General features: G+C 63.8%; 21 protein-coding genes and 1 other RNA gene. 17 read left to right on the top strand and 5 right to left on the bottom strand.

Annotated features, from left to right (window positions below):
- Positions 1–3 precede the first annotated feature (3 nt).
- Genes KBC96_05210 through KBC96_05225 form a run of 4 tightly spaced genes read left to right on the top strand, consistent with a single transcriptional unit; the run spans position 4 to position 1,780 of the window.
- Positions 4–459, top strand: a complete 456-nt coding sequence (locus KBC96_05210) for an N-acetyltransferase (GenBank protein ID MBP6963789.1) — start codon at positions 4–6, stop codon at positions 457–459.
- A gap of 13 nt (positions 460–472) precedes the next feature.
- Entirely contained in the window at positions 473–658 is a 186-nt protein-coding gene (locus KBC96_05215) for a hypothetical protein (GenBank protein MBP6963790.1), read from the top strand.
- On the top strand, positions 646–951 hold the full coding sequence (locus KBC96_05220) for a type II toxin-antitoxin system RelE/ParE family toxin (protein MBP6963791.1): 306 nt from the start codon (positions 646–648) through the stop codon (positions 949–951). Before KBC96_05215 ends, KBC96_05220 begins: the two co-directional genes overlap by 13 nt.
- A gap of 4 nt (positions 952–955) precedes the next feature.
- Positions 956–1,780, top strand: a complete 825-nt coding sequence (locus KBC96_05225) for a metallophosphoesterase family protein (GenBank protein MBP6963792.1) — start codon at positions 956–958, stop codon at positions 1,778–1,780.
- A 14-nt stretch (positions 1,781–1,794) separates the two neighbouring features.
- Here KBC96_05225 and KBC96_05230 read toward each other — a convergent pair whose 3' ends face one another.
- Both KBC96_05230 and KBC96_05235 read right to left on the bottom strand, forming a co-directional pair.
- On the bottom strand, positions 1,795–4,242 hold the full coding sequence (locus tag KBC96_05230) for a glycoside hydrolase family 95 protein (GenBank protein ID MBP6963793.1): 2,448 nt from the start codon (positions 4,240–4,242) through the stop codon (positions 1,795–1,797).
- Between the two features lie 9 nt (positions 4,243–4,251).
- Entirely contained in the window at positions 4,252–6,246 is a 1,995-nt protein-coding gene (locus KBC96_05235) for a hypothetical protein (protein MBP6963794.1), read from the bottom strand.
- Between the two features lie 155 nt (positions 6,247–6,401).
- Here KBC96_05235 and KBC96_05240 point away from each other — a divergent pair, with 155 nt between their 5' ends.
- Complete coding sequence (locus KBC96_05240) at positions 6,402–7,178, top strand: SagB/ThcOx family dehydrogenase (protein ID MBP6963795.1); 777 nt, start codon at positions 6,402–6,404, stop codon at positions 7,176–7,178.
- Positions 7,179–7,184: 6 nt separating this feature from the next.
- Here KBC96_05240 and KBC96_05245 read toward each other — a convergent pair whose 3' ends face one another.
- On the bottom strand, positions 7,185–7,991 hold the full coding sequence (locus KBC96_05245; GenBank protein MBP6963796.1) for a VCBS repeat-containing protein: 807 nt from the start codon (positions 7,989–7,991) through the stop codon (positions 7,185–7,187).
- 203 nt (positions 7,992–8,194) lie between these two features.
- Positions 8,195–10,171 carry an alpha-L-fucosidase gene (locus KBC96_05250; GenBank protein MBP6963797.1) on the bottom strand — a complete coding sequence of 659 codons (1,977 nt, stop codon included), beginning with the start codon at positions 10,169–10,171 and terminating at the stop codon, positions 8,195–8,197.
- A 268-nt stretch (positions 10,172–10,439) separates the two neighbouring features.
- Between KBC96_05250 and KBC96_05255 the strand changes: the two genes are divergently transcribed.
- The 4 genes from KBC96_05255 (at position 10,440) to KBC96_05270 (ending at position 14,835) form a co-directional block, all read left to right on the top strand.
- Positions 10,440–11,327, top strand: a complete 888-nt coding sequence (locus tag KBC96_05255; GenBank protein ID MBP6963798.1) for a polysaccharide deacetylase family protein — start codon at positions 10,440–10,442, stop codon at positions 11,325–11,327.
- A 29-nt stretch (positions 11,328–11,356) separates the two neighbouring features.
- A complete protein-coding gene (locus KBC96_05260; GenBank protein ID MBP6963799.1) occupies positions 11,357–12,520 on the top strand; it encodes an aminopeptidase P family protein in 1,164 nt (387 codons plus the stop codon).
- A gap of 215 nt (positions 12,521–12,735) precedes the next feature.
- Entirely contained in the window at positions 12,736–13,962 is a 1,227-nt protein-coding gene (locus KBC96_05265; GenBank protein ID MBP6963800.1) for an ATP-binding protein, read from the top strand.
- Between the two features lie 99 nt (positions 13,963–14,061).
- Positions 14,062–14,835 (top strand): ADP-ribosylglycohydrolase family protein, encoded by a 774-nt coding sequence (locus KBC96_05270; GenBank protein ID MBP6963801.1) that lies wholly within the window; start codon positions 14,062–14,064, stop codon positions 14,833–14,835.
- A 41-nt stretch (positions 14,836–14,876) separates the two neighbouring features.
- Here KBC96_05270 and rnpB read toward each other — a convergent pair.
- An RNA gene (gene rnpB, locus KBC96_05275) (RNase P RNA component class A) lies at positions 14,877–15,221 on the bottom strand.
- A 123-nt stretch (positions 15,222–15,344) separates the two neighbouring features.
- On the opposite strand from rnpB, the gene KBC96_05280 reads away from it, so the two are divergent.
- The 8 genes from KBC96_05280 to KBC96_05315 form a co-directional block, all read left to right on the top strand.
- Positions 15,345–16,022 carry a cytidylate kinase-like family protein gene (locus tag KBC96_05280; protein MBP6963802.1) on the top strand — a complete coding sequence of 226 codons (678 nt, stop codon included), beginning with the start codon at positions 15,345–15,347 and terminating at the stop codon, positions 16,020–16,022.
- 91 nt (positions 16,023–16,113) lie between these two features.
- Entirely contained in the window at positions 16,114–16,692 is a 579-nt protein-coding gene (locus tag KBC96_05285; GenBank protein ID MBP6963803.1) for a metalloregulator ArsR/SmtB family transcription factor, read from the top strand.
- Between the two features lie 32 nt (positions 16,693–16,724).
- Positions 16,725–17,138, top strand: a complete 414-nt coding sequence (locus tag KBC96_05290) for a DUF3887 domain-containing protein (protein MBP6963804.1) — start codon at positions 16,725–16,727, stop codon at positions 17,136–17,138.
- Positions 17,138–18,490 carry an alpha/beta fold hydrolase gene (locus KBC96_05295; protein MBP6963805.1) on the top strand — a complete coding sequence of 451 codons (1,353 nt, stop codon included), beginning with the start codon at positions 17,138–17,140 and terminating at the stop codon, positions 18,488–18,490. Before KBC96_05290 ends, KBC96_05295 begins: the two co-directional genes overlap by 1 nt.
- A gap of 80 nt (positions 18,491–18,570) precedes the next feature.
- Entirely contained in the window at positions 18,571–20,931 is a 2,361-nt protein-coding gene (locus KBC96_05300; protein ID MBP6963806.1) for a DEAD/DEAH box helicase, read from the top strand.
- A 195-nt stretch (positions 20,932–21,126) separates the two neighbouring features.
- Positions 21,127–22,749 carry a site-specific DNA-methyltransferase gene (locus tag KBC96_05305; protein MBP6963807.1) on the top strand — a complete coding sequence of 541 codons (1,623 nt, stop codon included), beginning with the start codon at positions 21,127–21,129 and terminating at the stop codon, positions 22,747–22,749.
- Between the two features lie 90 nt (positions 22,750–22,839).
- Complete coding sequence (locus KBC96_05310) at positions 22,840–23,934, top strand: DSD1 family PLP-dependent enzyme (protein MBP6963808.1); 1,095 nt, start codon at positions 22,840–22,842, stop codon at positions 23,932–23,934.
- A 125-nt stretch (positions 23,935–24,059) separates the two neighbouring features.
- A partial coding sequence (locus KBC96_05315; GenBank protein ID MBP6963809.1) for a family 78 glycoside hydrolase catalytic domain occupies positions 24,060–26,440 on the top strand: 2,381 nt, incomplete at its 3' end.

Consider the following 26,440-nt stretch of genomic DNA (forward strand, 5'->3'; position numbering starts at 1 on the left):
CTCATGGAGATTCGGAAGGCAACGATCGCGGACGTGGCTGAGATGCAGCGGCTGATCAACGCGTTCGCGGACAGGGGCGAGCTTCTGCACCGCTCGCTCAACCAGCTCTACGAGAACATCCGCGACTTCTACGTCCTGGAGGAAGAGGGCCGCGTGCTCGGCACCTGCGCGCTCCACGTTAACTGGGGCGACCTGGCGGAGATCATGGCGCTGACGGTGGACGAATCGTGCCAGGGGCGCGGGCTCGGGCGGCGGCTGATCGAAGCGTGTCTCGACGAATCGCGGGCGCTCGGGATATACCGGGTCTTCGCGCTCACCTACAAGCCGGAGTTCTTCGTGAAGCACGGGTTCCGATACATCGAGAAGTCGGACCTGCCTCAGAAGGTCTGGACGGAGTGCATCAACTGCGTCAAGTTCCCCGACTGCGGCGAAGTCGCGGTCATCCGAGACCTGGAGTAGAGAGGTAAGAAGTATGTCCAAAGTGAAACAGGAAGTCATAAAGATGATTCGCGGCATGCCGGACGACACCAGCGTTGCCGATATCATGGCCGAACTCTATTTTCGGCAGAAGGTTGATGCCGGCCTCGGACAACTCGATAGAGGCAAGGGATTGCCTCACGAACAGGTCAAGGAGCGGCTGGGCAAATGGCTCGACTGATCTGGTCCCCAGAGGCAGTGAAGGACCTTGAGGGGATTTGCGAGTACATCGCCAGAGACTCCATGCACTACGCGCGTGTATTCGCAATGCGGGTAATCTCGCTGGCGGAACAGATTGCCGATCAGCCGATGGCGGGCAGGGTCGTCCCCGAATACCAATCGGAGCATCTGCGCGAGAGGATACTCCAGAACTATCGCATTGTGTACCGCGTGAAGACCGATACAGTTGAAATCGCCGCTGTTGTGCACGGTGCCAGACTCATGTTCGGCTCACCCGCAGATTCAGGCGGCTAGCACCATGCCCAAGGCAAGACGATGGCTGGGCAGAATGGTATCCTTCGCTCGCATACTCATCCTCCTCAGCATCCCCGCGGTGATCGCCGGGATATGCTCGCTCGACGCGCTCTACATCGAGCCGAACTTCCCTCGAGTGATTCGGCAGGATATACTCATCGATGACCTGCCCCGGGAACTGGAGGGCCTCAAGATCGTCCACCTTTCCGATCTGCACATCGTCAAGCAGGGTAAGCGCGAGGACAGGGCGATCGCGAAGATCAGGCGCATCGAGCCTGACATCATCTGCCTGACCGGCGACTACGTCCAGGACGACGGCATCACCCCCGGCAACATCTCCGTGGAGGAGAGTATGCGCGAGTTCCGACATTTCGCGCACCGGCTGAAGGCCAAACACGGCATCTACGCCGTCTCCGGCAATTGGGACCCACCGACGCTGCAGAAAGACATCGCTGAGACCAACGTACAGGTGATTGACGAAGACTGCAAGACAGTGAGGATGGGGGATGCAGCACTCACGATATGTGACAGTGAGCCTGTTCTCGCGAGCGAGGTTGCTGGACGGCCGCTGATCGTACTGGACCACTTTCCCGAGACGGTGGACAATATCGCGAGAAGCGGGCGCAAGGTAGACCTTATGCTGGCAGGCCACTGGCATGGAGGCCAAGTCAACCTCCCGGGGCAGACCCCGAATACGCGTTACCTGGCAGGACTCTACCAAGTCGGTGACATCCAGCTCTATGTGACTCGCGGACTCGGCATGCACACGTATGCAATCCGCTTCCGTTGCCCTTCAGAAATCACATTGATAACCCTCAGGCGGAAATGACCAGGGAAGATGAGTCATCGAAGAGAACCGGGCGCGTGTTCATCTGACTTTCTATCTCGGAAGGCCACCCGATAGACCCGCCCGGATTCGAGCGGCGCTGCGACGTCTGCGCCCGACACGGCGATCTTCACCGATAAGCCTTCCAAATCAGATATACTCGCGACCGACTGCCCTTCCGGCGGCCTGATCCGGAACTCCCCGGAACGCCCCGGTCGCAGCATCACCTCTTTCGCCCTGCCGCCGGACCATCGGATGTCCGCCTCCACGTTCCCGCGCGCCCGAAGCCCCGTCACGCGCCCCTCCTTCCAGGATGAAGGAAGCGCCGGAAGGATCGAGATCGCGCCGTCGTGGCTCTGGAGGAGCATCTCCGTGATGCCCGCCGTGACCCCGAAGTTGCCGTCAATCTGGAAGGGCGGATGCGCGTCGAAGAGGTTGTGGTACACACCGCCACGACGGTAGTTGGCCTCGCCGATCCATATCGGGTGGAGCATCTGGCGGACCATCTTGTACGCGTGATCCCCGTCCTGCAGCCGCGCCCAGAAGCAGACCTTCCACGCCATTGACCAGCCGGTACCGGCGTCTCCGCGCACTATCAGCGACTTCCTGGCCGCCTCGAAGAGATCGGGCGTGCCGGAACGGGTGATCTGCCGACCGGGGTGTAGCGCGAAGAGATGCGAGCAGTGGCGGTGCTGAGGCTCCGGCTCGTCGAACTCCTGCGCCCACTCCATCAGGCGGCCGTCCGACCCGATGCCCGGGACGAGCAACCTGCCGCGCGCCTCCTCCACGCGACGGACGAAGGCGGTCTCGATCCCGAGGTCGCGAGAAGCCTCCAGGAAGTTGGTGAAGAGGTCCCAGACGATCTCCTGGTCCATCGAAGGTCCCATGCACATCGAGGCGGTCACGCCGTCGCGCGTCCGGAATCTGTTCTCGGGGGAACTCGCCGGGCCGGACACCAGCCTGCCCGTCGCGGGATCCTCGACGAGCCACGCCAGGCAGAACTCGCACGAGCCTCTGAGGATCGGGTAGACCCTCCGAAGGAACACCCTGTCGCCGCCGAAGGCATACCTCTCCCAGAGGTGCTGGCACATCCAGGGGCCGGCCATCGGGAAGACCCCCCAGACGACCGAAGTGCCGGCCGAGGTGTAGCCCCACACGTTCGTGACCCAGTGGCTGGTCCATCCGGGAAGCCCGTAGTGAACACCGGCGGTTTTCCGCCCGGGCTCCACCAGCGAGCCGATCAGGTCGAGCAGCGGCTCGGCGCACTCAGGGAGATTGGCGGTCTCGGCGAGCCAGTAGTTCATCTGGACGTTGATGTTCAGATGGTAGTCGCCGTTCCAGGGGGTCGTTACTCCCTCGGCCCATACTCCCTGCAGATTCGCTGGAAGATCGCCGGGCCGCGAACTCGCTATCAGCAGGTAGCGCCCGTACTGGTAGAGGAGAGCGACGAGGCCGAGGTCCTCGGCGCCCGCATCGCACGCCTTGATCCTCTCGTCGGTCGGCAGATCATTTCTTCCGGACTCGATCGTCAGCTTCACCCGGTCGAACAGCGCGCGGTGATCGGCGATGTGGACCTTCTTCATGTCCGGGTAGTCTGTGGACGCAGCCTGGTCAATGTTCCGACGGGTGATGGTCTCGCATGGAGCGCCATTCAGGTCGGTCGCCGCGGAGATCAGAAGCGTGACGGCATCAGCGCCGGCGACCCGGATACCATCTCCATCAGCCGATATCGATCCATTCTCAGCCAGGACCCTGAGCCGCGCGATGTAGGAAACCCCGTCGCCTCCGACGCCGTCGCTCAGCGTCCCGGACATCGTCAGTTCGCCGCCGCCGGCCGCCCTGACGGACGCTCTCTCAGGCCTGGATAGCCGGGCGGTGAACCCGATCCTGCCGGGCTTGTCCGCAGTGATGCGGACCGCGATGACTCCGGCGGGCGCGCTGGCAAGCACCTCCCGGCGGTATCGGACGCCGTCCGCGCGGTAGGTCACGGACGCGACCGCGTCGCGCAGGTCGAGGTCGCGTTCGTAATCTGAGCAGTCCGCGCCGTGATCGAACGACAGGTGCAGGTCGCCGAGCGTCTGGTAGGTGCCGAACGGGGATTTGTCCGGGTCCTCGGTCGAGGTCCCCGGCCCCCTGCAGATGAGTTTCTCGGACGACAGGCGGTCGGCCTCGGCATACCGTCCCTCGAAGAGCAGCTTCCGTATCTCCGGCAAGGCGTCGCGGGCCTCGGGGTTGTCCGCATCCTGCGGGCTGCCTGACCACATGCTCTTCTCGTTGAGCTGGAGTCGCTCTTCCCGAACCCCGCCGAAGACCATCGCGCCAAGCCGGCTGTTCCCGACCGGGAGCGCCTCCACCCACTCTTTAGCGGGAACTCTGTACCAGAGCCGCAGATCGTCATCCCCGGCAGCGTGGCCGTTCCCTGCAGTGATCGCCGACAGCACTAGCATGATGGCTTCCTTTCGCATACTGCGCTCCTAACGTGAGATCGTGTACTTCCCTGAGTCGAAGTCCACCGTGACGGTCGTCCCGTCGGCGAAAGTCGAGCGCTGGCGGCGAAGCGACGAATCGAGGAACTCGTGGTTCGTCATCTCGAGGCGCCCCACCCGTTTGTGGAGGGCGCACATCGCCCGCACCCGCGCCAGTTCCTCATCCCCAGGGTCGGTCGAGCAGTACGGTATCCCGGCGTTCAGGAGGCCGTGGAGATAATTGGAGTCTGTGTTCGGTATGCCCCACCCACCCCCCGAGTCCGAAGAGCCCCACGGCAGGATGATCGCATCGTGATAAACGAGGTTGAAGAGCGGCACTGGAACTCCCATCCCGGGCCCCGCGCCCGGATTCGGATCGAGAGCATACGGGCCGTGGTGCACAAGGTCCAGGTGCGGGACCGCGTAGTCGGCAGGCTCCTCGGAACTCACGACGCCCAGCTGCGCCCTCACGATGTCGAAACACTCACCCCGATACTTCAGGCAGTCCGCGCGGGTCACGGGATGGTCCGGGTTGTAGCACTCGTCCGGGGGAACGACCGCGAACACGTCGAGGTAAGCGCCCCTGACTCTTACCCCGTGATCGAGCAGCGCGCGATGGTTCCGCTTCACGTAACCGGGCGCGAAGCTGGAACAGAGAATAGACTGATGGCCGCCGTACCAGGTGCTCTCGAAGGGCCGCGAGCCGTCCTCGCGGAGCACGGTCCGGCTCTCCGAGTATGACGCCGCATCGTGGTAGTAGTCGCGGTACTGGTCGTGGATCGCGAAGACGTAGCCGAGCTTCTCGCAGGTGTCCGCGAGGCGCTTCATCCCGTCCCATCCGCCTGCCTCGGGGGACGGCGGCAGGATGTCGGGATGGAGATTGTCGTAGCCCCTGAACCCCCAGCCGTCGAGGTGGACGTAAGCGCGCTTCACACCCAGGGCGTGAAGCCTCTTCAGTTCCTCGGACCGGGCGTCGAAGGTCGTGAAGTAGTGGTTCTTCGCGAGGTCGTCCTTGTGGTAGTAGCTGGATTCGGGCTGGATGTGAGTCAGTATGCCTGTGTGCACTACGGGAGTTCCGATCAGCTTGCCGACCAGCGGGCTCCGGGCGATCTTCTCCTTCAGGGAGACGAAATGCCCGGTCTCGATGACATACCGCCGATACCGCTTGGCAAGGGTGACATAGTTCCCCTCGTCGAAGAAGGCGATCCTCGCGCGGCGCGGATACCCGAGCTTCCCGAGCGAGTGCACCCATCTGCACTCCATCAGAGTCGGGCCGCCCGCCGGATGCTCCATGACGCAGCCGGCGTCGTCTGGTGTCTCCAGGATCAGGGCCGCCGCCGCCTTGCCCTTCTGCGCGCCCCACCACGGCATGTAGAGCCCTCGGCCGTAGGACATACTGTCGTAGAGGTAGACCCGGGTCGGCCAGTCCTTCGGCACCAGCATTCCCTGCATCGCGGGAATGACGGTGGCGTCAACGTCAGCCGGCTCGAACGCCTTCGGCCAGCGGAGTTCCTTGATCTTCGCGGCACCCTCGGTGGGTATGACATCGCAGATGAGATCCTCGCTCATGCCTTCGAGCGCCACGATCAGCGACAGGTCGAAGTCGAGCGGCCTGCCGTCCTGTCTGAACTCCCTCAGGTCGAGTTTCAGCCCGGTAACCCTCCCGGTGTCGTACCGGGAGAACTCGGCCTTCCCCGCAGAGACGAGCGCCAGGGGAAGCCTCTTGCCGTCCGACTCTACGACAAGGTCGTCCGGCTGAGACGCGCGCATCTTCCAGACACTGCCGCCGGACCTGACCGTGACGACGAGGTCGGCCTCATTGACCGAGACGGCGCGTTTCTCGCCCTCGATGGTCCAGGTTCGGCCGTCCTGCCGGACGGAGATCGTCTTGCCGGACAGGTAATCCGCAGGGTTCATGCCGTTCGCCGCCTTTCCGCCCAGAGTGATCCCGCCGCACAGGCCGGCAGAGACGAGAACCAGGGTGATCGTTCGCATGCGCAGCATACTCTTCGGCCTCCATTCCGTGGTCTGACAGATACAGTATACTGCCCGGACGGCCGACTGTCCTGCGGCCGGAATTTTCAGCAGGGCCGGTTTTCGCGTACAATGTGCGCAGAAGCGGTTGGGCCGAGCCGATCGCAGACGAGGAGACGCAGAGAATGGGATCGGAGCTTGAGAACCTGTCGAAGCAGTATCGCATGTTCTTGAAGGACACCGTCCGCAAGAGCATAGACTTTTCGCAGACGGACCAGAGCCGAGGCATCGACCCGCCGCCGATAGAGAAACCCTGCCCGCCGGGCGCGACCCGGATAGGCCTTCCCGGACCCGGCGAGTGGAACATCCCTGCGAAGGGTGTCGAGGAAGCGATCCGCGACAGGCGCAGTCGGCGGTCTTACACCCGCGAACCGCTGACGCTGGACGAGACCGCGTTCCTGCTCTGGGCAACCCAGGGGATCAGGGCGATGAGGCCGCCGATCAGCGCGTTTCGGACGGTACCGTCGGCGGGATGCAGGCACGCTTTCGAGACCTACGTCGGGGCGCTGAACGTCGAGGGGCTCGACGCTGGCGTGTACCGATACCTCCCGCTCTCCCACGAGCTGGCTTCCGAGTTTGCGGAGGACGGGCTGCCCGAGAGATTCGCGCAGGCCTCCTTCGGCCAGCGTTTCGTCGGGGAGGGCGCGGCGGTCTTCGTCTGGACGACGATACCATATCGCATGGAGTGGCGCTACGGTCCTCACGCGCACAAGGTGATCGCGCTGGACGCCGGCCACGTGTGCCAGAACCTGTACCTGGCCTGCGAGGCGATCGGGGCGGGCACGTGCGCAGTGGCGGCGTACGATCAGGAGGCGATGGATGCCCTGCTGCGCGTGGACGGCGACGACGAGTTCACGATCTACCTGGCCCCGGTAGGAAAGGTGGAAGACAAGACGGCTTAGGCCCCGTCAGGCGCCGGAGAACCCGCCGAAGACCTCCACGAGCTTGCCGTCCTTCAGGGCAAAGACGTCTACCCCGTTGCCTTCGTAGTACTCCCACCATACGAGCACCTCGAGCCGGCCGTCGCCGTTCAGGTCCAGCACCGCCGGTATCTCATACTTGTTGGGGGCGCTGAACCGGCGGCTCTTCGTGTGGAACTCGCCGGTGAGGACGGTCGTCTCGACCTTCTTCTTGACCAGTTTCCGCATCGCGACGAAGGAGTAGTCGCCCTTGCGCGAATTCGTGTCCGATGGGTACCCGCGCCTCGCCACGGTGGCGGCGATGAGCACCTCTTCCTGCCCGTCGCCCTCAAGGTCTATGCGGAGCACTTGGGTGATGTTCGGCTTCGAGCCCGAGAGGCCTTTCTGCCTGAGTATCGCGGAGACGGCGTCCAGGTACGTCTTCTGCGAGGTGCTCTGGACCCTGGGAACCCTCCGGAGCGCGTTCCAGTCGCAGGCGACGGCGATCAGGTGGGACTTCTGCTTAGGCAGAGGCTCGATCTCGACGGCATGGGTGTCGCCGGGCGCTTCGATGGAGAGCTTGCCGCCCGTCCCCTCGCCGTGGTACTTCGTCAGACTGTAGATCCTGTACCGCTCGCCGCCGCGAATCAGCTTGCCCATGGCTTCCTCTGAGAGCCACTTGCCGTCCGCCGCCCCGCCGATCAGGAAGTAATCGCAGACGACAGGATGAATGCGCGCGGCGGCGCACACAAGACCGCCGACCGCGATGATGATGCAGAACAGGAAGGCACATGCTGTTCTACGAATCGAGTTCATATCGCCTCCATCCTTATCGCGCCGAGCAGTCCCATTATAGCACCTCGCTCGGGATCGCTGACAGGGGGTGGAGCCTGAACTCCGACACCGACCGGTCTCTGATGGACTCCCAGTCTGTGTTCAACACCTCTCCTTCCCGCTCGAGCTTCGGTGGGCGGCCGTCAGGCCGGCGGCGACGGTGTGCCATACCTCCGCCGTGACTGCTACTCCACCACCGCCATGCAGTAACCCCTGATTCTCGGCACCCGTATGACGACGTAGCCGCCGCTGATCTCGTGGTCCAGAGGCCGTCCGGACGGAGCCTCGTAGACCCGCTCGACCTCGCGCCCGTCGAGCCGCAGCCGCACCTGAACGTCGTCCACGGTGATCGGCTCCTCCAGGATGTCCTTCCGGGCCCCCCGGCGTTCAGGGACGTAGGTCAGCAGATGCGCGATCAGCCGGCCGGCCTGTTCCGTAAGGGCGACCTGCCCGAAGCTGGGCATGCCCTCCACTCTGACCATCGGCTCAGGGAGGAGCAGCCGCAAGCAGTTGCCGACCAGCGTTCTGTCCGGCACGGAGGCCAAGCCGTAGTACGCTTCGAAGATCGGGAAGGCGATGTGTATGATGTTGCTGATCCGCAGCGCCGCCGCCATGCCGGTTGGACTCGGGTTCGGCGGCGAATAGAGATACATGTGGCGTCTGTCCCAGTCCCCCAGGTTGAAGTACGGATTGAGCGCCTCTGCGAGCATCTCGCATCCGGGCCCCGCGGACATGCTGATGCCGGTCTTGTACGCGGAGTGCGGCATGTCCGGTATACCGTCGGACACCTGGGGGCCGGCCCTGTAGTATGATTCTACGAACGGATACTTGCCGTGAAGGCTCATGGCGTACTGCGGGAGGGCGAACTCCTTCTCGTCCCTTGTCAAGCCGGATGTTCCGGAACTGACGACGCCCTTCCCCGCGGCGACGTGAGCTCGGACTTTGTCTTTCAACTCGCCGTCGAGTGTTATGTGGTCCGGAAGCACGAGCAGGCTGTACTTCGTGAGTTCGCCTTCGCCGTCGCAGACGTCGAACTGCACCTTCAGTTCCGAAAGCATTCGGGCGGCCCCGCGCAGCGAATCGGTGAAGGAAGAAGCATCCTTCGCGGGCAACTCGGGGTACAGCTTGAGAGCGGGTTCGACGACCGCCACCTCGGCGAGTGACTGCGACCCCTCGGTCCACGGGTCGAGCTCAGCTGTCTTCGCGAATACTTCCTTTACCATGGCGTAGACGGCAGTCTCCAGCCTGCCTGATGGGTGAAGATGGTCCCCGATGGAGCATCCGCCCCCGTTTGCTATTGAGTAATAGCAGTCGAACAGCGTGCTCTCCGCCGGACGCAGCCCTCCGAAGTCTCCCCACCCATTGTGAAACCTGCCCGTCATGGTCAGATACGGTTTCCCCAGCGTTCTCGCGTATCTGATAGCTGCGGGAAGATAGTCGTACCCCCATCCTCCGGACGGCAGTATCTCGAGTTCGAGATGAGAGGGCTGGCGCTTGTACGCCGCCCCATTGTAGATGATATACAAGTCGTCTGCTCGGTCGCCGAGCATGCTTTCGGTCCTGTCCATGAAGCTGCGGTAGCTCTGCCGGGCATATTCGTATGCCGCGCCTTCATCCATCGGGTCTGCGCCCAGGCTCTTCATGCCGTCAAGGCATTCGACGCCGTAGCAAGGGGTGACGTTCATGCAGTCGAGGAAGATGCCGTCCACCGGATACGCATTCACCACTTCCTCGATCATCGAGATCATGTAGTCGCCGTATGCTGTGTTCACACAAGCGGTGCGGAAGAAGTGGTCGTGAGAAGCCACGTCGTACACGGAGCCGTCGGCGTCGAGGCGGCTCCACTCCCTGTGGCGCATCAACTGCTCGTGGTCGAGCCCGAGGTTGAAGTATGCCGACACGCCGATCCCTCGCCTGTGGCAGCCCTCCACCATCCCACCCAGAAGGTCCTTCTCAACCCCGGGATAGGGGATGCCGACTTTCGTCGGATAGTAGGCAAACCCCAGGTTGCACTTCGCGAAGACATTGATGTACTCCACCCCGCAGTCCGCCAGTGTGCCCGCGAACTCGTCCGGATCGAAGTCGGCACCCAGCCCGTCTATGCCCGGCAGAGTATGGAAATCCAGATGTACGGCTCTTTTCGGAAACGCTCTTCTCGACATGCTCTTCCGCTCCCCTGTTCCTCTGACCGGCGCCGCCCGTACGACCTCCAGGCCGGCGGGACCGTGACAACATGATTCCTCGCGGTGGGCCGACGCCATGCCGTGTATGCGGCTGCCGTCTGCCGCGGACTATTTCAACGGGCCGGGGGATTGTCCCTTTCTTCGCTCGGCCGGCTCCGGGGGTGGCGCTCGCCGCCTTGGCAAGTTGACGGATCGGACGCGGCTGCGTAGAATGGACTATCCATAGGCCGCAGGAGCGAATCTTAGCATGGACCTGAGAGTGATCCTGGGTTTCGACATGGAAACCGATGTCGGCAGTTGGACGCCGTACTACCAAGGCCTGGTGCGAGGCACCCCGAGGCTTCTGGACGTCCTTGCCAGGCACGATGTGAGGGCGACGTTCCTCTTCACCGGCGATTCCGCCGCCGCCCACCCGGAAGTCGTCAGGCTGGTGGACGACGCAGGCAGCGAGGTGGGATGTCACTCGCTGTACCATGAGACCCTGGGTGACGAGCTCTTTCCCATACCTGGGATCAAACCGCTGCTGCCGGAGGAGTGCTATCGGCGAATCGAGGTGGCGACCGATCTCGTGCAGCAGGCGCTCGGCAGGAGAGTGGTGTCGTTCAGATGCCCCAGGCTCTGGGGCAGCACCGCCGTCACCAACGCCCTGGAGGACCTGGGGTATGCGGCCGATCTTTCGTACCCGATGTACTTCTACAAGGATCGGCTGACACCTTACCACCCGAGCGGGGAGGATTGGACTCAGGAAGGGGACATGCGAATACTGGAGGTCCCGAACTTCGCGGACATGACCATCGAGAGCGCGGATGCATACGGCAGAGATCGCGATCAGTGGCCGGTCTTCCGGACCGAAGGCGCGGGGGCGCTGATGCGCCACGTGGACGACATGATCGGATTCTATGAGCGAAAGGCCCTGCCCGCCGTCTTCTGCTTCTACATGCACCCGTGGGAGTTCCACGAGATGCCCCAGGGGCTCATCCACTATGGCGAGGGCTCGGTTCTGCCCGACCCGTTCCTGGTGAAGAACTGCGGCGAGGTTGCCCTCAGGGAACTCGACCGGCTGCTGGAGATGCTGGAGGACAGGGGAGCCTCTTTCGTCACTGCCGCCGGTATCTGCGAGGAGTATCGGGCCTGATCGGTGCGGACAACATTAGGAGGAATCGGATGATGAACAGCATACCTGTCGAGGAGTTCAGAGAGAGGCATGAACTGGCGAGGCGCAAGGTTCGGGAGCGAGGTCTTGATGCTCTCCTCGTACACAGCAACGAGGCGGATTTCGCCAACGTGCGGTATCTGTCCGAGTACTGGCCGATCTTCGAGAGCGCAGGCGTGCTGGTACCGTCTGAGGGGAATCCAATCCTCCTCATCGGGCCGGAAAGCGAGACGTTCGCCCAGGGCCACAGCGTGATTCCCGACATCAGGAAGGTCCTCTACTACAGAGAGGCCGCCGAACCGGACTACCCCGACGTCGAGGTGGACACTTTCGAAGACATATTCTCGTCCATAGGGAGCGGGGGCATCGGGAAGCTGGGAATCGCAGGCAGCACCGCCATGCCCGTCTCGGTATACGAGAGGGTGCAGGCGGCGCTTCCCAATGCGGAGATAGTCAAGGCTGACGACATCATGTACGAGATGCGGGCGATCAAGAGCGAGAGCGAGATCGCGCTTCTCAAGGAAGCGTTCCTAGTCAGCGAGTTGGCCGTCGAAGAGGTGCTGTCGCGGATCGAGCCCGGCATGACGGAACTGCAGGTCGTCGGCATTGCCCAGGAAGCCATGTACCGCAACGGGGCCGAGTATGAGGCGCACCCGACCTACGTGCTGTCTGGCCCGAACAGCTCTCACGCAATCGGCCGCCCGTCGCACAGGGTGATCCGGAAGGGCGATCTGGTGCAGTTGAGCGTGGGCGCGCGGGTAGGAGGATACTCGCCGAGCGTGGGACTCCCGATCTGCATCGGCAGGATGGACCCGGCGATGAGGGACCTGGCGGAGTTCGGGCTGGAAGCTCACCACAAGACCATCGAATGGATGGCTGCGGGGGTGCCGGCGGCTCAGGTGGCAGTGAACTTCTTCGACTACGTGAAGAAGCGGGGCTACGGCGAAAACCTCCTGTACGGTCCCTGTCATGGGCTTGGCATGATTGAGGTCGAGCGCCCCTGGATGGAAACGAGTTCGGACTACCTTTTGCAGGAGAATATGACGTTCCAGGTGGACACATTCATGCAGCGGCCCGAGTACGGCATGCGCTGGGAGATCGGCGCCCGGATCACACGCGACGGCGCGGAGGAACTCTGCTCCGGCCGCTTCCGGAAGATCATCGAGATCGAGTGATCGGTCGCTCGGATAGGCAAGTCGGGGGACAAGCATGGCCCGCCCAGGCGCACATTCGGCGCCAAACGGTGACCCACTCTGCTGAGCGTGAGTCAAGCGCGCGGAGACGGGTCAGCATTGGACGCCCACGGTGGGTCAGTATTGCATGCCGGTTGACAATTCTATTCCGCACTTGACAAAATCCATGCAATCTTGCATTATGATTGCATATTTGCATGGAGTACACCGTGACCTACATCACCAGAACGCTCGAACCGGTGGTTCGGAAGGCGGTCGAGGACTTCCCCGCGGTGGTCCTCAGCGGACCCAGGCAGTCAGGGAAGACGACACTGCTCAAGCGCCTTCTCGGGGACCGCTATCGGTATGTCTCGATGGAGTTGCCGGACGTGAGAGCCTCCGCGTCCGCTGACCCGCGCGGTTTCCTCGAGATCAACTCCCCTCCCGTCATTCTGGACGAGATTCAGTACGCTCCGGAGCTTCTGTTCTACATCAAGGAGCGGATAGACGCCGACAGATCGCGCAAGGGCCAGTTCGTTCTCACCGGCTCTCAGAACCTTCTGATGATGAGCCAGGTAACCGAGTCGCTTGCCGGGCGAAGTGCCATCCTGAAGCTGCTTCCCCTGTCGTTACATGAGATATCAGGCATTTCGGCCGCCGATCTGCCTTGGGAGCCCGGATATACCGAAAGGAAGCGACCGGCGTCTCTAGAGCAGATCTGGGAGCAGTTCCTGAGAGGAGGATACCCGGAACTCGCCGCAGAGCCGGAGAGGGACCCCGGCCTCTGGTACTCCGGCTACGTTCAGACGTACCTGGAGCGCGACGTCAGATCGCTCAGGCAGGTCGGCGATCTGACTCAGTTCCAGAGCTTTCTGCGAGTGATCGCGGCTCGGAGCGGGCAGCTGCTCAACCTGTCCGACGTGTCGCGTGATCTGGGACTCGCGGTCAACACCGCCAAGTCGTGGTTGTCCATCCTCGAATCAACCTATCAGGTGGTGATCCTCCGGCCGTACTTCATGAACATCGGAAAGCGGTTGGTGAAGACGCCGAAGGTCTATCTCACGGACGTCGGGATGCTCTGCCACCTAGCGGGACTGAGGGACCATCAGCACGCGCAGGCCGGTCCCCTGTCCGGAGCGATAGTGGAGACGGCGGTTCTATCCGAGATCGTCAAGAACTCCCTGCACCGAGGAACTGATCCGCAGGCCTACTTCTGGAGGACGAGCAACGGAGTCGAAGTGGACATCGTCGTCGAGCAGAGTGGCCGGCTCGTCCCGGTAGAGGTAAAGGCAACCAGCACGCCGCGCCCGCGGATGGCATCGGGGCTGCTCGCATTCATGCGGGACTACCCGGACAGGGTGGACACGGGGTGGCTCGTGCACCTCGGCGGCGAGGTTCTGCCTATGGCGCCGGGAGTAACCGCGCTGCCCTTTGCCGAGATGTGAAGTCCCACCTGCCGGCTGAGGTATCAAGCGGTTCTGCTGACCACGAACCGGCAGACCGCCGTCCCTGATGCACCGGAGATCCACACTAGGAGGCGAAAGATGATAGGAGCGATAGCCGGTGACATCATCGGCTCCATCTACGAGTGGGACAGGATCAAGACCAAGGAGTTCCCCCTGTTCGGACAGCGGTGCAAGTTCACCGATGACACCGTTCTGACCGTCGCCCTCGCCGACGCGATACTCCGTTCGAAGGACTACGCTGCGGCGCTGAGGGAGTACTACCGCCTTTACCCGAGAGCGGGCTACGGCGGGATGTTCCGCAGGTGGGCTCTCTCCAAACACGGCGATCCCTACAAGAGTTGGGGAAACGGCGCCGCGATGCGGATCAGCCCCGCCGGACATGCTTACGACACGCTCGAGGAAACGCTGGCGAAAGCCGAGGCCTTCACGGCGGTCACTCACAACCACCCGGAGGGGATCAAGGGCGCACAGTCAGTGGCGGCCGCGATGTTCCTCGCCCGCACCGGTTCGTCCAAGGAGGAGATCAGGGAGTACGTCGAGCGAACCTTCGGTTACGATCTCTCCCGCACCTGCGACGAGATCAGGCCGGGTTACGGGTTCGACGAGTCATGCCAGGGCACCGTGCCGGAGGCGTTCGCCGCTTTCCTTGACGCGACGGACTTCGAGGACGCCGTCCGGAACGCCGTCTCGCTTGGCGGCGACAGCGACACGCTGGCCTGCATCACCGGCGGGATCGCGGAGGCTTTCTACGGGGTTCCGGAGGATATCTCGAGGCAGACGCTGGACAGGCTCGACGAGCGGCTGAGAGAAATCACGCTGGAGTTCATCTACCGCTTCGGACGCACTACTTGAATCAGGCGCATTCTGAGCGTGAAAACGACCAGGATGCGCCTATCTGGAGCAGGTCTATAAGCCGGGTTCTGTCTCGGATGGTCATCTATCTGGGATGCGCGTTGCCGCGCACCTCGTGCGGCCTTTACCCGGAGGGTCGGCGGGCAGCTTCTACCCCTCCCTATTCGGCCTTGCTCCCGATGGGGTTTGCCAAGCCTCCGCATCTCTGCGGAGCTGGTGGTCTCTTACACCACCGTTTCAGCTTTGCCGACCCGGAGGTCGGCGTTTTCTTTTCTGTGGCACTTTCCGTGGGATCGCTCCCCCTCGCCGTTAGCGAGCATCGCGCCCTGCGGAGCCCGGACTTTCCTCCCCGCCCTCTCGGGCGGAGCGACCATCTGACCTACTCCGACATCATTGTACCACACCGCGCCCGCAGGTCAAGGCCGCCTCGCAGGTTGCGGTTGCGCGTGTGGTTGGGTATACTCAGGGTGATTGATGACGCCGCAGTCGGAGAAAGGCAGGTGGCCCGAATGGCCAGAAGCGTCGAGGACATGATCGCCGAGCAGGTGCGCCGCTCGGAACTGGCGCGCAAGGAGCGCATCGGCAACGGGGAGGCCGTCACCAATCCCGTCATCACGATCTCGCGCACGATGGGAAGCGGGGGCCGCATCGTCGCCCGCAAACTGGCGGACGACCTCGGGTTCAGTCTGTGGGACAGAGAGCTGATTGACATCATGGCGATGGAGGCGGAGATACCCCGCAAGGTCGTCGAGACGTTCGACGAGCGGACCGTCTCCGAGATCGAGCTTCTCGTCCGCGCGATGCTAGGCGATTCCGAGCCTGCCGGCTTCCTGTATACGAAACACCTGGCGCGGAGCGTCGCCCTTATCGCGAGCGTTGGTAACGCGGTCATCCTCGGCCGCGGGGCGAACTACCTGCTCCCGGGCGCGCTCAACGTCCGCATGGACGCCTCGCTCGAGCGCAGGGTCGCCAACATGATGGAGTATGAGGACATCGGGCGCGCGGAGGCCGAGATCAAGCTCAAGAAATCCGACAAGGAGCGCAGGCGGTTCCTGGATCGGGCGTTCGGCAAGAAGAAGCTCGATTGCGGCGACTTCGACCTCATGATCTGGACCGACCACTTCACGGCCGCCGACGCGGCGGAGATCATCAAGACGGCCTTCCGGGCGCGATTCAGGTTCGGTTGACGCGCGCCGGAAGTTTTTTCGCAGAACGCTTGACATGGCGTTTCGCGTGTGATAACATTTAGAACCTTAGCTAAATATCGAAGGATTCGCAGTGGAGAAGGTCTACAGAGCGATAGCAGATCCGACCCGGAGGGCCGTCCTCAAGCTCCTGCGCGACCGCGAGATGACCGCGGGCGAACTGGCCGAGCATTTCGAGCTGACGAAGCCGACGCTCTCGAAACACTTCGCGGTGCTCCGCGAGGCCGGCCTGGTATCGGACCACAAGAGCGGCAGGCATGTCACCTACCGGCTCGAGCCCGAGCTTCTGGAGCGCGCGCTTGTCTCCCTGATGGAGGACTACCAGTTCGTCTGGGCGCCGCCGATTGACGTCGAGCTCGCGGCCCGGCAGTTCGTGGAATCGCTCGTTCGGGGCGACTTCGACGCACTGAATCAGGACCTTGACGACGAGGTGAAGTCCGCCCTGACCCCTGAGAAACTGCGGGAGCACTGGCAGTTCGTCGTCGAGAAGTATGGGCCGTTCGTGAAGCAGACCGGCGTGCGCACTGAGAACTACTGGAAGTTCACCAATGCGATCGTCGCCTGCGAGTTCGGGCGGTCGCCTCTCAGTATCAAGGTGGTTTTCGGCAGGTCGGGCCTGATATCGGGGCTCTGGTTCATGGAGGAAGAGTGATCAGCCGAGAGACGGCTGGAAAGGAGAACACAATGAACGGGAAGATGAGGAATGGGGGCACAGCGCTGATGTTGGTGCTGTCGTGCGCGGTAGCGCTGATGGTCTCGTCATGCGGCAAGCCCGGAATCACGCGGAGGGCGGAGAACATGGTCGATCTCATGGCAAAGGGGGACTTCGCCGCCGCAACGAAGGACTTCGACGCGGCAATGAGATCTGCGATGCCCAACGAGAAGCTTCAGCAGCTCTGGACCGCGCTCTCGCAGCAGGCCGGGGCATTCAAGGGTCGGACCGCGACTCGGGAGACAGTGGAGCAGGGATTCAAGACGGTGTACGTGACCTGCTCGTTCGAGAAAGTGAACCTCGACGTCAAGGTCGTGTTCGACAGCAGCGACAAGGTCGGCGGACTGTGGGTAGTCCGGACCGCGCCGGGCGCAGGCGCGAAGTGATGAGGACCGCGCGCTGGATCATCCTGCTGGTGGTGTTCGCCGGACTCGCGGCTTGCGTCACGCAGTGCGCTCAACCGGAAGACACGGCCGCGCAAGCCCGGGATTTCGTCCAACTGCTGGCCGATGGAAGATTCCCCGACGCGACCGCCCGGTTCGACGAGACCATGAAGAAGGCCATGTCCCCGGCGCAGTTGCAGCAGTTGTGGCAGAGCCTCGTGCAACAGCAGGGGAGCTTCAAGGGTATGGACGGCGCTCAGCCCGGAAAGAAGGGCGGATTCGACACGGTGGACGTGACCTGCGAGTTCGCGAACGGCAAGCTTGATATCCAGGTCGTGTACGATTCCGCCGGGCGCGTCTCCGGCCTCTGGATCCTGCCCGCGGCCGAGGGCGCATCGAGCGCCGCGCCCGAGTACCTCCCGCCGACATACGTCAGGAAGGACCGCTTCGAGGAGAGGGATGTCGCCGTCAACAAGGGCGCGGAATGGGAACTGCCCGGCACGCTCACGATCCCGAAGGGCGGGGGACCATTCCCGGCCGTGGTGCTCGTTCACGGTTCCGGCCCGAACGACCGCGACGAAGCCATCGGCCCGAACAAGCCGTTCCGCGATCTGGCATGGGGCCTCGCATCGAAGGGCATCGCAGTCCTGCGATACGACAAGCGCACGAAGGTCTACGGCGTCAGGATGGCCACCATGACGGATACCATCACTGTGAAGGAGGAGGTCCTCGATGATGCCCTGGCGGCCGTCGAACTCGCCCGCAAGTCGGACCGCATCGACCCGAGGAGGGTGTTCGTGCTCGGCCACAGCCTCGGAGGGATACTCGCACCGAGGATAGGCAAGGCCGACCCCGGGATCGCTGGGCTGGTGATCATGGCAGGCGCGACTCGCCCTTTCGACGATGTGCTTCTGGAGCAGGTCGAGTACATCGCGTCGCTCGAGGGCGCTCTGTCGGCGGACGACGAGAAAGAGCTTGAGAAGATCAGGCGGCAGGTGGCAAACGCAAAGAGCCCCAGGCTTTCGCCGAAGACGCCCGCATCCACTCTGCCGCTCGGCGCTCCGGCGGCGTACTGGCTGAGCCTGCGGCCCAAGCCGGCCGAGATCGCGAAGTCCGTCGAGCAGCCGATGCTGATCCTGCAGGGCGGACGCGACTACCAGGTCACCGAGGCCGATTTCAACGGATGGAAGGCCTCGCTCTCTTCCCGGAAGGACGTGGCGTTCAAGTTCTACCCGGACCTAAACCATCTGTTCATGACCGGCAAGGGCAAGGCCGTTCCGGCGGAGTACGAGAAGTCCGGCTTCGTCTCCGAGGCAGTCGTTGATGACATTGCGGCCTGGGTGAAGCGGCACTGATCGGGCGTGCAGGATGGACCCGCAATTGTCTCGAACATACATTCGCACCAGTCAGGGGCGGAGTGATCGGGGGACAGCGAATGGACTTCACCGACTTTCTGGACAGTATACGGCGTTCCCGGCACTACCAGGGGCAGATCGTTCACATACACCGCATCCCGAGGCGGGAGGCGTCATACGGCGACCTCTCCGAGCCCCTGCCTCCGGAACTGGTCTCCGCCTTGGCACAGATGGGGATCAAAAGGCTCTACACTCACCAGGTCGAGGCGGTCGAGGCCGTCCGTCGCGGGGAAAGCGTCGTCATCGTGACCGGGACCGCGAGCGGCAAGACCCTCTGCTACAACCTGCCCGTCCTCGAGAGGCAAATTCGAAATTCGAAGCACGAAGCACGAGATGCGACGGCGTTCTACCTGTTCCCGACGAAGGCCCTCGCCCAGGACCAGCTTCGGGGGTTGAGGCGCTACGCTGAGTGGGAACCCGCTCTCGCGGAGGTGATGAAGGCCGGGTGCTACGACGGAGACACCCCCCCGACCACGCGCCGGAAGCTGCGCGACGAGGCGAGCATCATCCTCACGAACCCGGACATGCTCCACCAGGGCATCCTCCCCTACCACACGCGATGGAGCAACTTCTTCACCAACCTGCAGTACGTGGTGATAGACGAGATCCACAGCTACCGGGGAATCTTCGGCTCGAACGTCGCCAACGTCATCCGCAGGCTCAACCGCGTCTGCGAGTTCTACGGCGCGCGGCCCCGATTCATCTGCTCGTCGGCAACTATCGCAAACCCGAGGGAGCTTGCCGAGGGGCTCATCGGCACCCCGATGACCCTGGTGGACGACGACGGCTCCCCGAGGGGCGAGAAGCGGTTCGTGTTGTGGAACCCGCCCGTGATTGACGTCGGCGGCATGGAGCGGCGAAGCTCGAACGTAGAGGCCCAGAACCTGATGGTCGAGCTGATGCGGAGCGGCGTGCGCACGATCACCTTCGGGAAGGCACGCGTCGTCGCGGAACTGATGTACCGCTACGTGAGGGAAGCGCTCCCGAGACAGCTTCAGGACAAGGTGCGCCCGTACCGGGGAGGTTACCTGCCCGAGGAGCGGCGCGAGATCGAGCGGCAGCTCTTCGAGGGAGAACTGATGGGCATCACGAGCACGAACGCCCTCGAACTCGGGATTGACGTCGGCGGGCTCGACGCCTCGATCATCATCGGCTTCCCGGGGACGATCGCCAGCGTGTGGCAGCAGGCGGGGCGCGCGGGTCGGGGGGTCGAGGATTCGCTGGTCGTCTTCGTCGCCTATAACGACCCGATTGATCAGTACCTCGTGAGGCGGCCGGAGTACTTCTTCGGGCAGTCGCCGGAGAGCGCGGTCGTGGACCCGGAGAATCCCTACGTGCTGGCTCACCACCTGAAGTGCGCGGCGTTCGAGCTACCGATCACGGAGGAGGACGCAGGCGCGTTCGGCGGCGGGACGACCCCGATCGCAGACATCCTCGAGGAGGCCGGGGACTTCAAGCGCATCGGCGACAAGTGGTACTACTCGCGCACAGAGTTCCCCGCGAAGGACGTGAACCTGCGGACGATCTCGGACAACACGTTCACCATCGTGGAGAGGGACGGCGAGGTCGAGTCGCCGGAGGGCCGGGTCATCGGCCAGGTTGATTCGATCAGCGCGCCGGAACTCGTCTACCCGCAGGCGATTTACATGCACGAGGGCGAGACCTACTTCGTCGAGGAACTCGACCTCGTGAACCGCGTCGCCTCCGTCCGCCGCGCGAACGTGGACTACTACACGAACGCGATCCTCGACTCGTCCATCAGGATCGCGAGGACGACTGAGGACGGCTCGCCCGGCGCTCAGCGGGAGGCGCTCGGCGGCTCATCGGTGTCTTACGGCCCCGCAACCGTCACATGGGCGACGACCGGGTTCAAGAAGATCAAGTTCTACAGCCTGGACAGCATCGGCTACGGGAAGGTGGACATCCCTCCTCAGCATCTCGAGACGATGGCGATGTGGATCGTCCCGCCGGCGGGCGTCATCGGGGAGATCAAGCTGCAGGGACGCAACCCGATCGAGGGGCTGATGGGCATCCGCAACCTGGCGGTCCACGCCCTGCCCCTCTTCGCGATGTGCGACAAGGAGGACATCGGCGGGGTGGTGGACAGCTCCAACACCGGGTCGCCGACGATCTTCATCTACGACCGCTATACCGGAGGCCTCGGGTTCGCGGAAATCGGGTATGAGAAGGTGGATGACCTGATGCGCACGTGCCTGCAGATGGTGGAGGAGTGCGGCTGCGAGGACGGTTGCCCATCGTGCGTGGGCATCCCCACCCTGCGCCCGGCGATCCACACCGACCCGGACATCTTCGGCTCGTTCCCGATCCCGGACAAGCAGGCGGCGGCGCACATGCTCGGGCGGATGGCGGGGGAATTGTGATTGGTGGTTAGTAACCGGTGATCGGTGTAGGCGACATCCGGCGCCGGGGGATCCTGCCGGGCGGCCCTTCTCGGCGTCACCCTGAACTTGGTTCAGGGCCCAGAACCCTCCGGATGGATGCTGAATCAAGTTCAGCATGACGGCGCGCGACCGGGGGTTCCGCTTGATCGGCGTTCTGTGGTAATATGACGGGCGATGGACACCGAATCGCTCGACATCAGATACGCCTCGCGCCGAAGCCTCATGACCGACCTCCGGGCCGTCCCGGACGGTTCGCTCGATCTGATCGTGCTCGCTTCCGAGCCGCTGAGGGACTTCCGCCCCTATCTTGACGAGTGCGTCCGCGCGCTTCGGAAAGGGGGCCTGCTGTTCGTGCAGGGAACCCCGGAGCGGCTGCCGGAAGTCGGGGTCTACCTCGACGGGCGGCTCCGATTCAGGTTCTGGATCGCCGTGGAATCGGCGACGAGGACATCGTCAGGCGGCCTGCCCTCGGTCCACGCGGGAGTGCTCCTCTTCGCCAGAGGAGAGACTCTGAACATCCACAAGATGCGCAGCCCGCACAAGGTATGTCGGTCGTGCTGGAAGTCGCTCCGGGATTGGGGCGGCAAGACCCAGCTCATGCACCCGGAGGGCACGGTGGTCTCCGACATCTGGAAGGACCTTCCCCGGGCGGACAACTACTCCGGTCTCTCCCAGCCGGTTCTCGACGAGATTCTCCGCCTGGTTGACTTCCCCGGGCCGACGATTCGAGGGCTGGTCTACCGGGGCGGCGAGCCGCATCGCCCCGAGCCGATCCCGGTCCGCGAGCCGGGCGACCTCCTATCGAACCCGATTCCCGGCGCGATGCTCGATGTCGTCCACCAGGACGACGCGGTGGAGGTCCTGCGCCGATACCCGGACAACTCCATTGATCTCGCCTTCGCCGACCCGCCGTACAACATCAACAAGGAATATGGAGTCCACGACGACGACTGGGACTCGCGGAGATACCTCACCTGGTGCGAGCAGTGGCTCTCGGAGTACGCGCGCGTCCTGAAACCGACGGGATCGCTGTACGTGCTCAACCTCCCGCGCTGGGCGATGCATCACGCCGCGTTCCTCAATCGGAAGCTGAGCTTCCGGAACTGGATAGTCTGGGACGCCCGATCCGACCCGCGAGGCAAGCTTATCCCATCGCACTACAGCCTGCTGTTCTATACGAAGCGCCCAACCGGGTTCACGTTCAACTACGATGCCGTGAGAACCCTCGACGAGCGCAACTACTGCCTGCGGGCGTCGTGCGTCACGAGGCGCAAGGCATCAGGCGACGACGAGAAGGAAGACCTTACGGACATCTGGTGGGATATCCACCGGATCAGGCACAGGCGCGATAGGGACTATCACCCGTGTCAGCTCCCGGACGCCCTGCTCGAACGGATCATCCGGCTCTCATCAAACGAGGGCGACATCGTGCTCGACGCCCTCTGCGGGACCGGCACGACTCCCGTGATCGCCGCGACGCTGAACCGCCGATACGTGGGTATTGACCTTGATCCGGGATACGTCGAGATCTCGCGCCGCAAGCTGGAGGTGGTCGAGAACGCCGGGGCGCTGGTTCGCGACTCGATATCCAGGCCGAGGCGGCGGTTCACGAAGAAGGAGTTGCAGATGGAGCTGTGCGCGCTGGCGGACTCCCTGGGGCGCGTCCCGGAGCCGGAGGACGTGGAGAGGATGTCACGCTACGATCTCGACGCGTTCCTCTCGGTGTTCCCGACCTGGGGCAAGGCGGTGCAGGCGGCCAGGCTCCGGATAGCCTCCGAGACCGATCGAGCGAGGTGACCTGCGCGGACGCACGAGGGTTCCGGCAGGGATATGCCGCATACTGAAGAAACCAAGCTGAGACATCAGCCCTGGAAGGGGTAACGTCGAATGGACAATTCTCAAATGATAGGCAGGCCTGTGTCGGAACTCGACACGCCCGCCCTGCTGCTCGACATTGACGCCCTCACGGCCAACATCGAAACGATGGCGGCGTTCTTCGCGGGCAGGCCGAGCGGTCTGCGGCCGCACTTCAAGAGCCATAAGTGCACCGCCATCGCGCGAATGCAGATGGACGCAGGCGCGGTCGGCATCACGTGCGCGAAGCTGGGGGAAGCCGAGGTCGTCGCCGACGCCGGGATATCCGACATCCTGATCGCCAACCAGATCGTCGGCGAGCAGAAGATCGCCCGCCTCGTCGAACTCGCTAAGCGCGCCAGGCCCATGGTGGCGGTTGATGCGGAGTCCAACATCCGCGAGCTCTCGCAGGCCGCGTCAGACGCGGGCATCACCATCCGCGTGCTCGTCGAGGTAGACATCGGCCTGAACCGCTGCGGCGTCGCGCCCGGCGAGCCGGCGCTCAGGCTGGCGAGGCTCGTCTCCGATGCGCCCGGTCTCAGTTTCGATGGCCTTCAGGGCTACGAAGGCCATCTGGTGCTGCTCCGCAACGAAGCCGAGCGCTCGAGCAAGACGCGGGAGGCGCTGCAAGTTCTCGTGGACACGCGCCGGCTGATCGAAAGCTCCGGCATTCCCGTCGGCATACTGAGCGGCGGCGGCACCGGCACCTACAACGTCACCGGCGGCTTTCCGGGCATGGATGAGGTCCAGGCCGGCTCCTACGCGACGATGGACTGGTACTACGGCGAGATCCGGCCCGAGTTCCGCCAGGCGCTCTCGATTCTGACCCTCATCTGCAGCCGCCCCAAGCCCGGCATGGCCGTGCTCGACGTGGGCGTCAAGGGGATCGGGTACGACTTCGGCCCGCCGCAGGCGAAGTATCCGGCGCACGGCGAGATCGGGCGGTTCGGCTCCGAGGAACACACGGTCTGGTCGGTCGCCGACGATGCCGCCGCTCTCGGCGACAAGATCGAGATCATCCCCTCTCACGGCTGCGTCACCTGCAACCTCTACCGCGAGTTCTTCGTCCACCGCGATGGGACTGTGGTAGACGTCTGGCCGATAGAAGGATCCGGTAAGCTGACGTAAGACAGCCATACTTTCGGGAGATGTGAATGCGCCTTACTGTACCTGCCGTACTCGTTCTCATTCTGTCATGCTCGGCCCTCGCCGGTCCGAGTTCTCTCACGCCTGCCGATCTGCGGTGTGAGAGAATGGCGAATCCTCTCGGAGTCGAGCATCCGCATCTCTCGTGGATCTGCGAGGCGACCGATCGGTCCTCTCGTAGCCTGAGTCAATCGGCCTTCCAGGTGCACGCCGCATCCTCGGCAGTGGAGTTGCGGAGGAACACCGCCGACCTCTGGGACAGCGGCAAGGTGATCTCCGACGCCGCCGTCGCGATCCCCTATGACGGCAAGCCTCTCGCATCCCGTCAGCGCGTCTTCTGGAAGGTGCGCGTCTGGGACCGGGACGGCCTGCCCTCAGCATGGAGCGCGCCCGCCGAGTGGACGACGGGCGTGCTCGACCCGAAGGACTGGCGCGGCGGTTGGATCGCCTCCGACCTCGAACTCCTGCCGCACCAGAGGGAGTTGAAGGCGTTCTCCGACCCGGGCCGCGTCAACGACTACTGCGGCATACTCTGGGGTCTGGGGCCGAAGATCCGTGAGATGGCGAAGGATGCGCACGAGGCCCCCGCCGTCTACATGCGCCGGGAGTTCGACGCGCCGAAGAGCATCCGCCGCGCCCTCGCCTGCGTCTCCGGTCTGGGGTGCTTCGAACTGCACGTCAACGGCCGTTTCGCCGGCCCGAACCTGCTCGATCCGGCGATGTGCGACTACGAGAAGCGGGTGCCTTACGTCGTCCGCGATGTCACCGACGCCCTGAAGCAGGGCCGAAACGCGATCGGCGTCGTGCTCGGCAACGGGTGGTTCAACCCGGTCAGCCCGCTCTTCCACGGCTACTACCGCGCCGATTTCATTTCGCCGCCCCAACTGCGGATGGACCTGGAGATCGAGTACACGGACGGCAGCCGCACGATCATCGGCACGGACCGCAAATGGCGGTTCACGACCGACGGCCCGATCCGCTACAACTGCTTCGCCGGCGGCGAGACGTACGACGCGCGGAAGGAGATGCCCGGCTGGTCCGCGCCCGGTTTCGACGACTCGGCATGGAAGCCGGCCGTATCCGCTCCAGCCCCCAAGGGCAAGATGTCTGCCCAACTGCTCTACCCGGTTCGCGCGCTGGAGGAGATTCCCGCGGTCAGGGTCGAGAAGGTCAGCGACGACAAGTGGCGGTTCACCCTCCGGGAGGCAGTCGGTGGTGTGCCCCGACTCACACTGCGCGCGAAGGCCGGGCAGGTCGTCACGATGAGCGTCCTGGGAGGGAGCGGCCACACGTTCGGGCGGTACCAGACCGACATCTACACCGCGAGGGGCGGGGGCGAGGAGGTCTACCAGCCGAGCCTGGCCTACCACGGGTTCGGCGCGGTGGATGTCTCGGGCCTCGGATACGAGCCGAAAGCGGACGACCTCGTCGGTGTCGTGACCGCGACCGATCTGCCCGCGGTCGGAGGGTTCGTCTGCTCGGACGAGCGGCTGAACGTACTGCAGGACGTGTTCCGCCGCACCGTCTACAACTACATCATCCAGATTCCGAACGATCCGGTCCGCGAGAAATCGCCGTGGACGCAGGATGTGTGGAACCAGTTCCCCGCCGAGTCGTGGTTCTACGACGTCGGCCCGACCTACCGCAAGTGGCAGGGCGATTTCCTCGACGGCCAGTTCCCCGACGGATACGTCGCGCCGGTGGTCCCCGGACGGTTCGAGGCGCCGGACATCAACGGCCCGTGGTGGGGCGGGGCCATCCTCTATACGCCGTGGCTCTACTATCAGGCATACGGCGACGCATCGCTCCTGGCCGAGAGCTACGAGGGGATGAAGAAGCATTTCGCGTACCTTGAGCAGCTTTGCGCGGATGAGAAGGCACGAGCCGCGTGGCCGAGGCTCGAGGGGCCGACCGGCAAGGATGTCCTGTGGTGGGGCCTCGGCGACTGGCTCTCCGCCGAGAATCCGAGGGCGCGGGTCGTCTTCACCTCTACCGCCGCACTCGCATGGTTCGCCCGAATTCTCTCGGACACCGCCTCGATACTCGGCCGGGCCGACGACCACGCCCACTTCGAGCGGCGCGCGGACGAGTGCCGGGAGACCTTGAACCGCACGTTCCTCGATACCGAAACAGGCGTCTATGATGTCAACGGCGGCCAGACCGCCCAATCCCTCCCGCTCGCGCTCGGCCTCGTTCCGACGGATGTGAAGCCGAAGGTCGAGGAGCGCCTGGCTAAGGCGGTCGAGGCAAGAAACCACGTCGCGTCGGGCTTCGTCGGGACCCCGATCCTGCTGACGACGCTGTCGGATATCGGCCGCCCGGACCTCGCATGGACGGTCGCCACTCAGCCGGACACCCCTGGCTGGTTCAACATGGTGAGGCAGGGGACCTACCAGGAGTCGTGGGACGGTGGCGGCGTCCAGATGCCCTCGCTCGCAGCCCCGATCCATGTCTGGTTCATGGAGGGCCTCGCCGGCATCCGTCCGGA

The sequence above is a fragment of the Armatimonadota bacterium genome (assembly GCA_017993055.1).
GTDB lineage: Bacteria > Armatimonadota > UBA5829 > DTJY01 > DTJY01 > JAGONM01.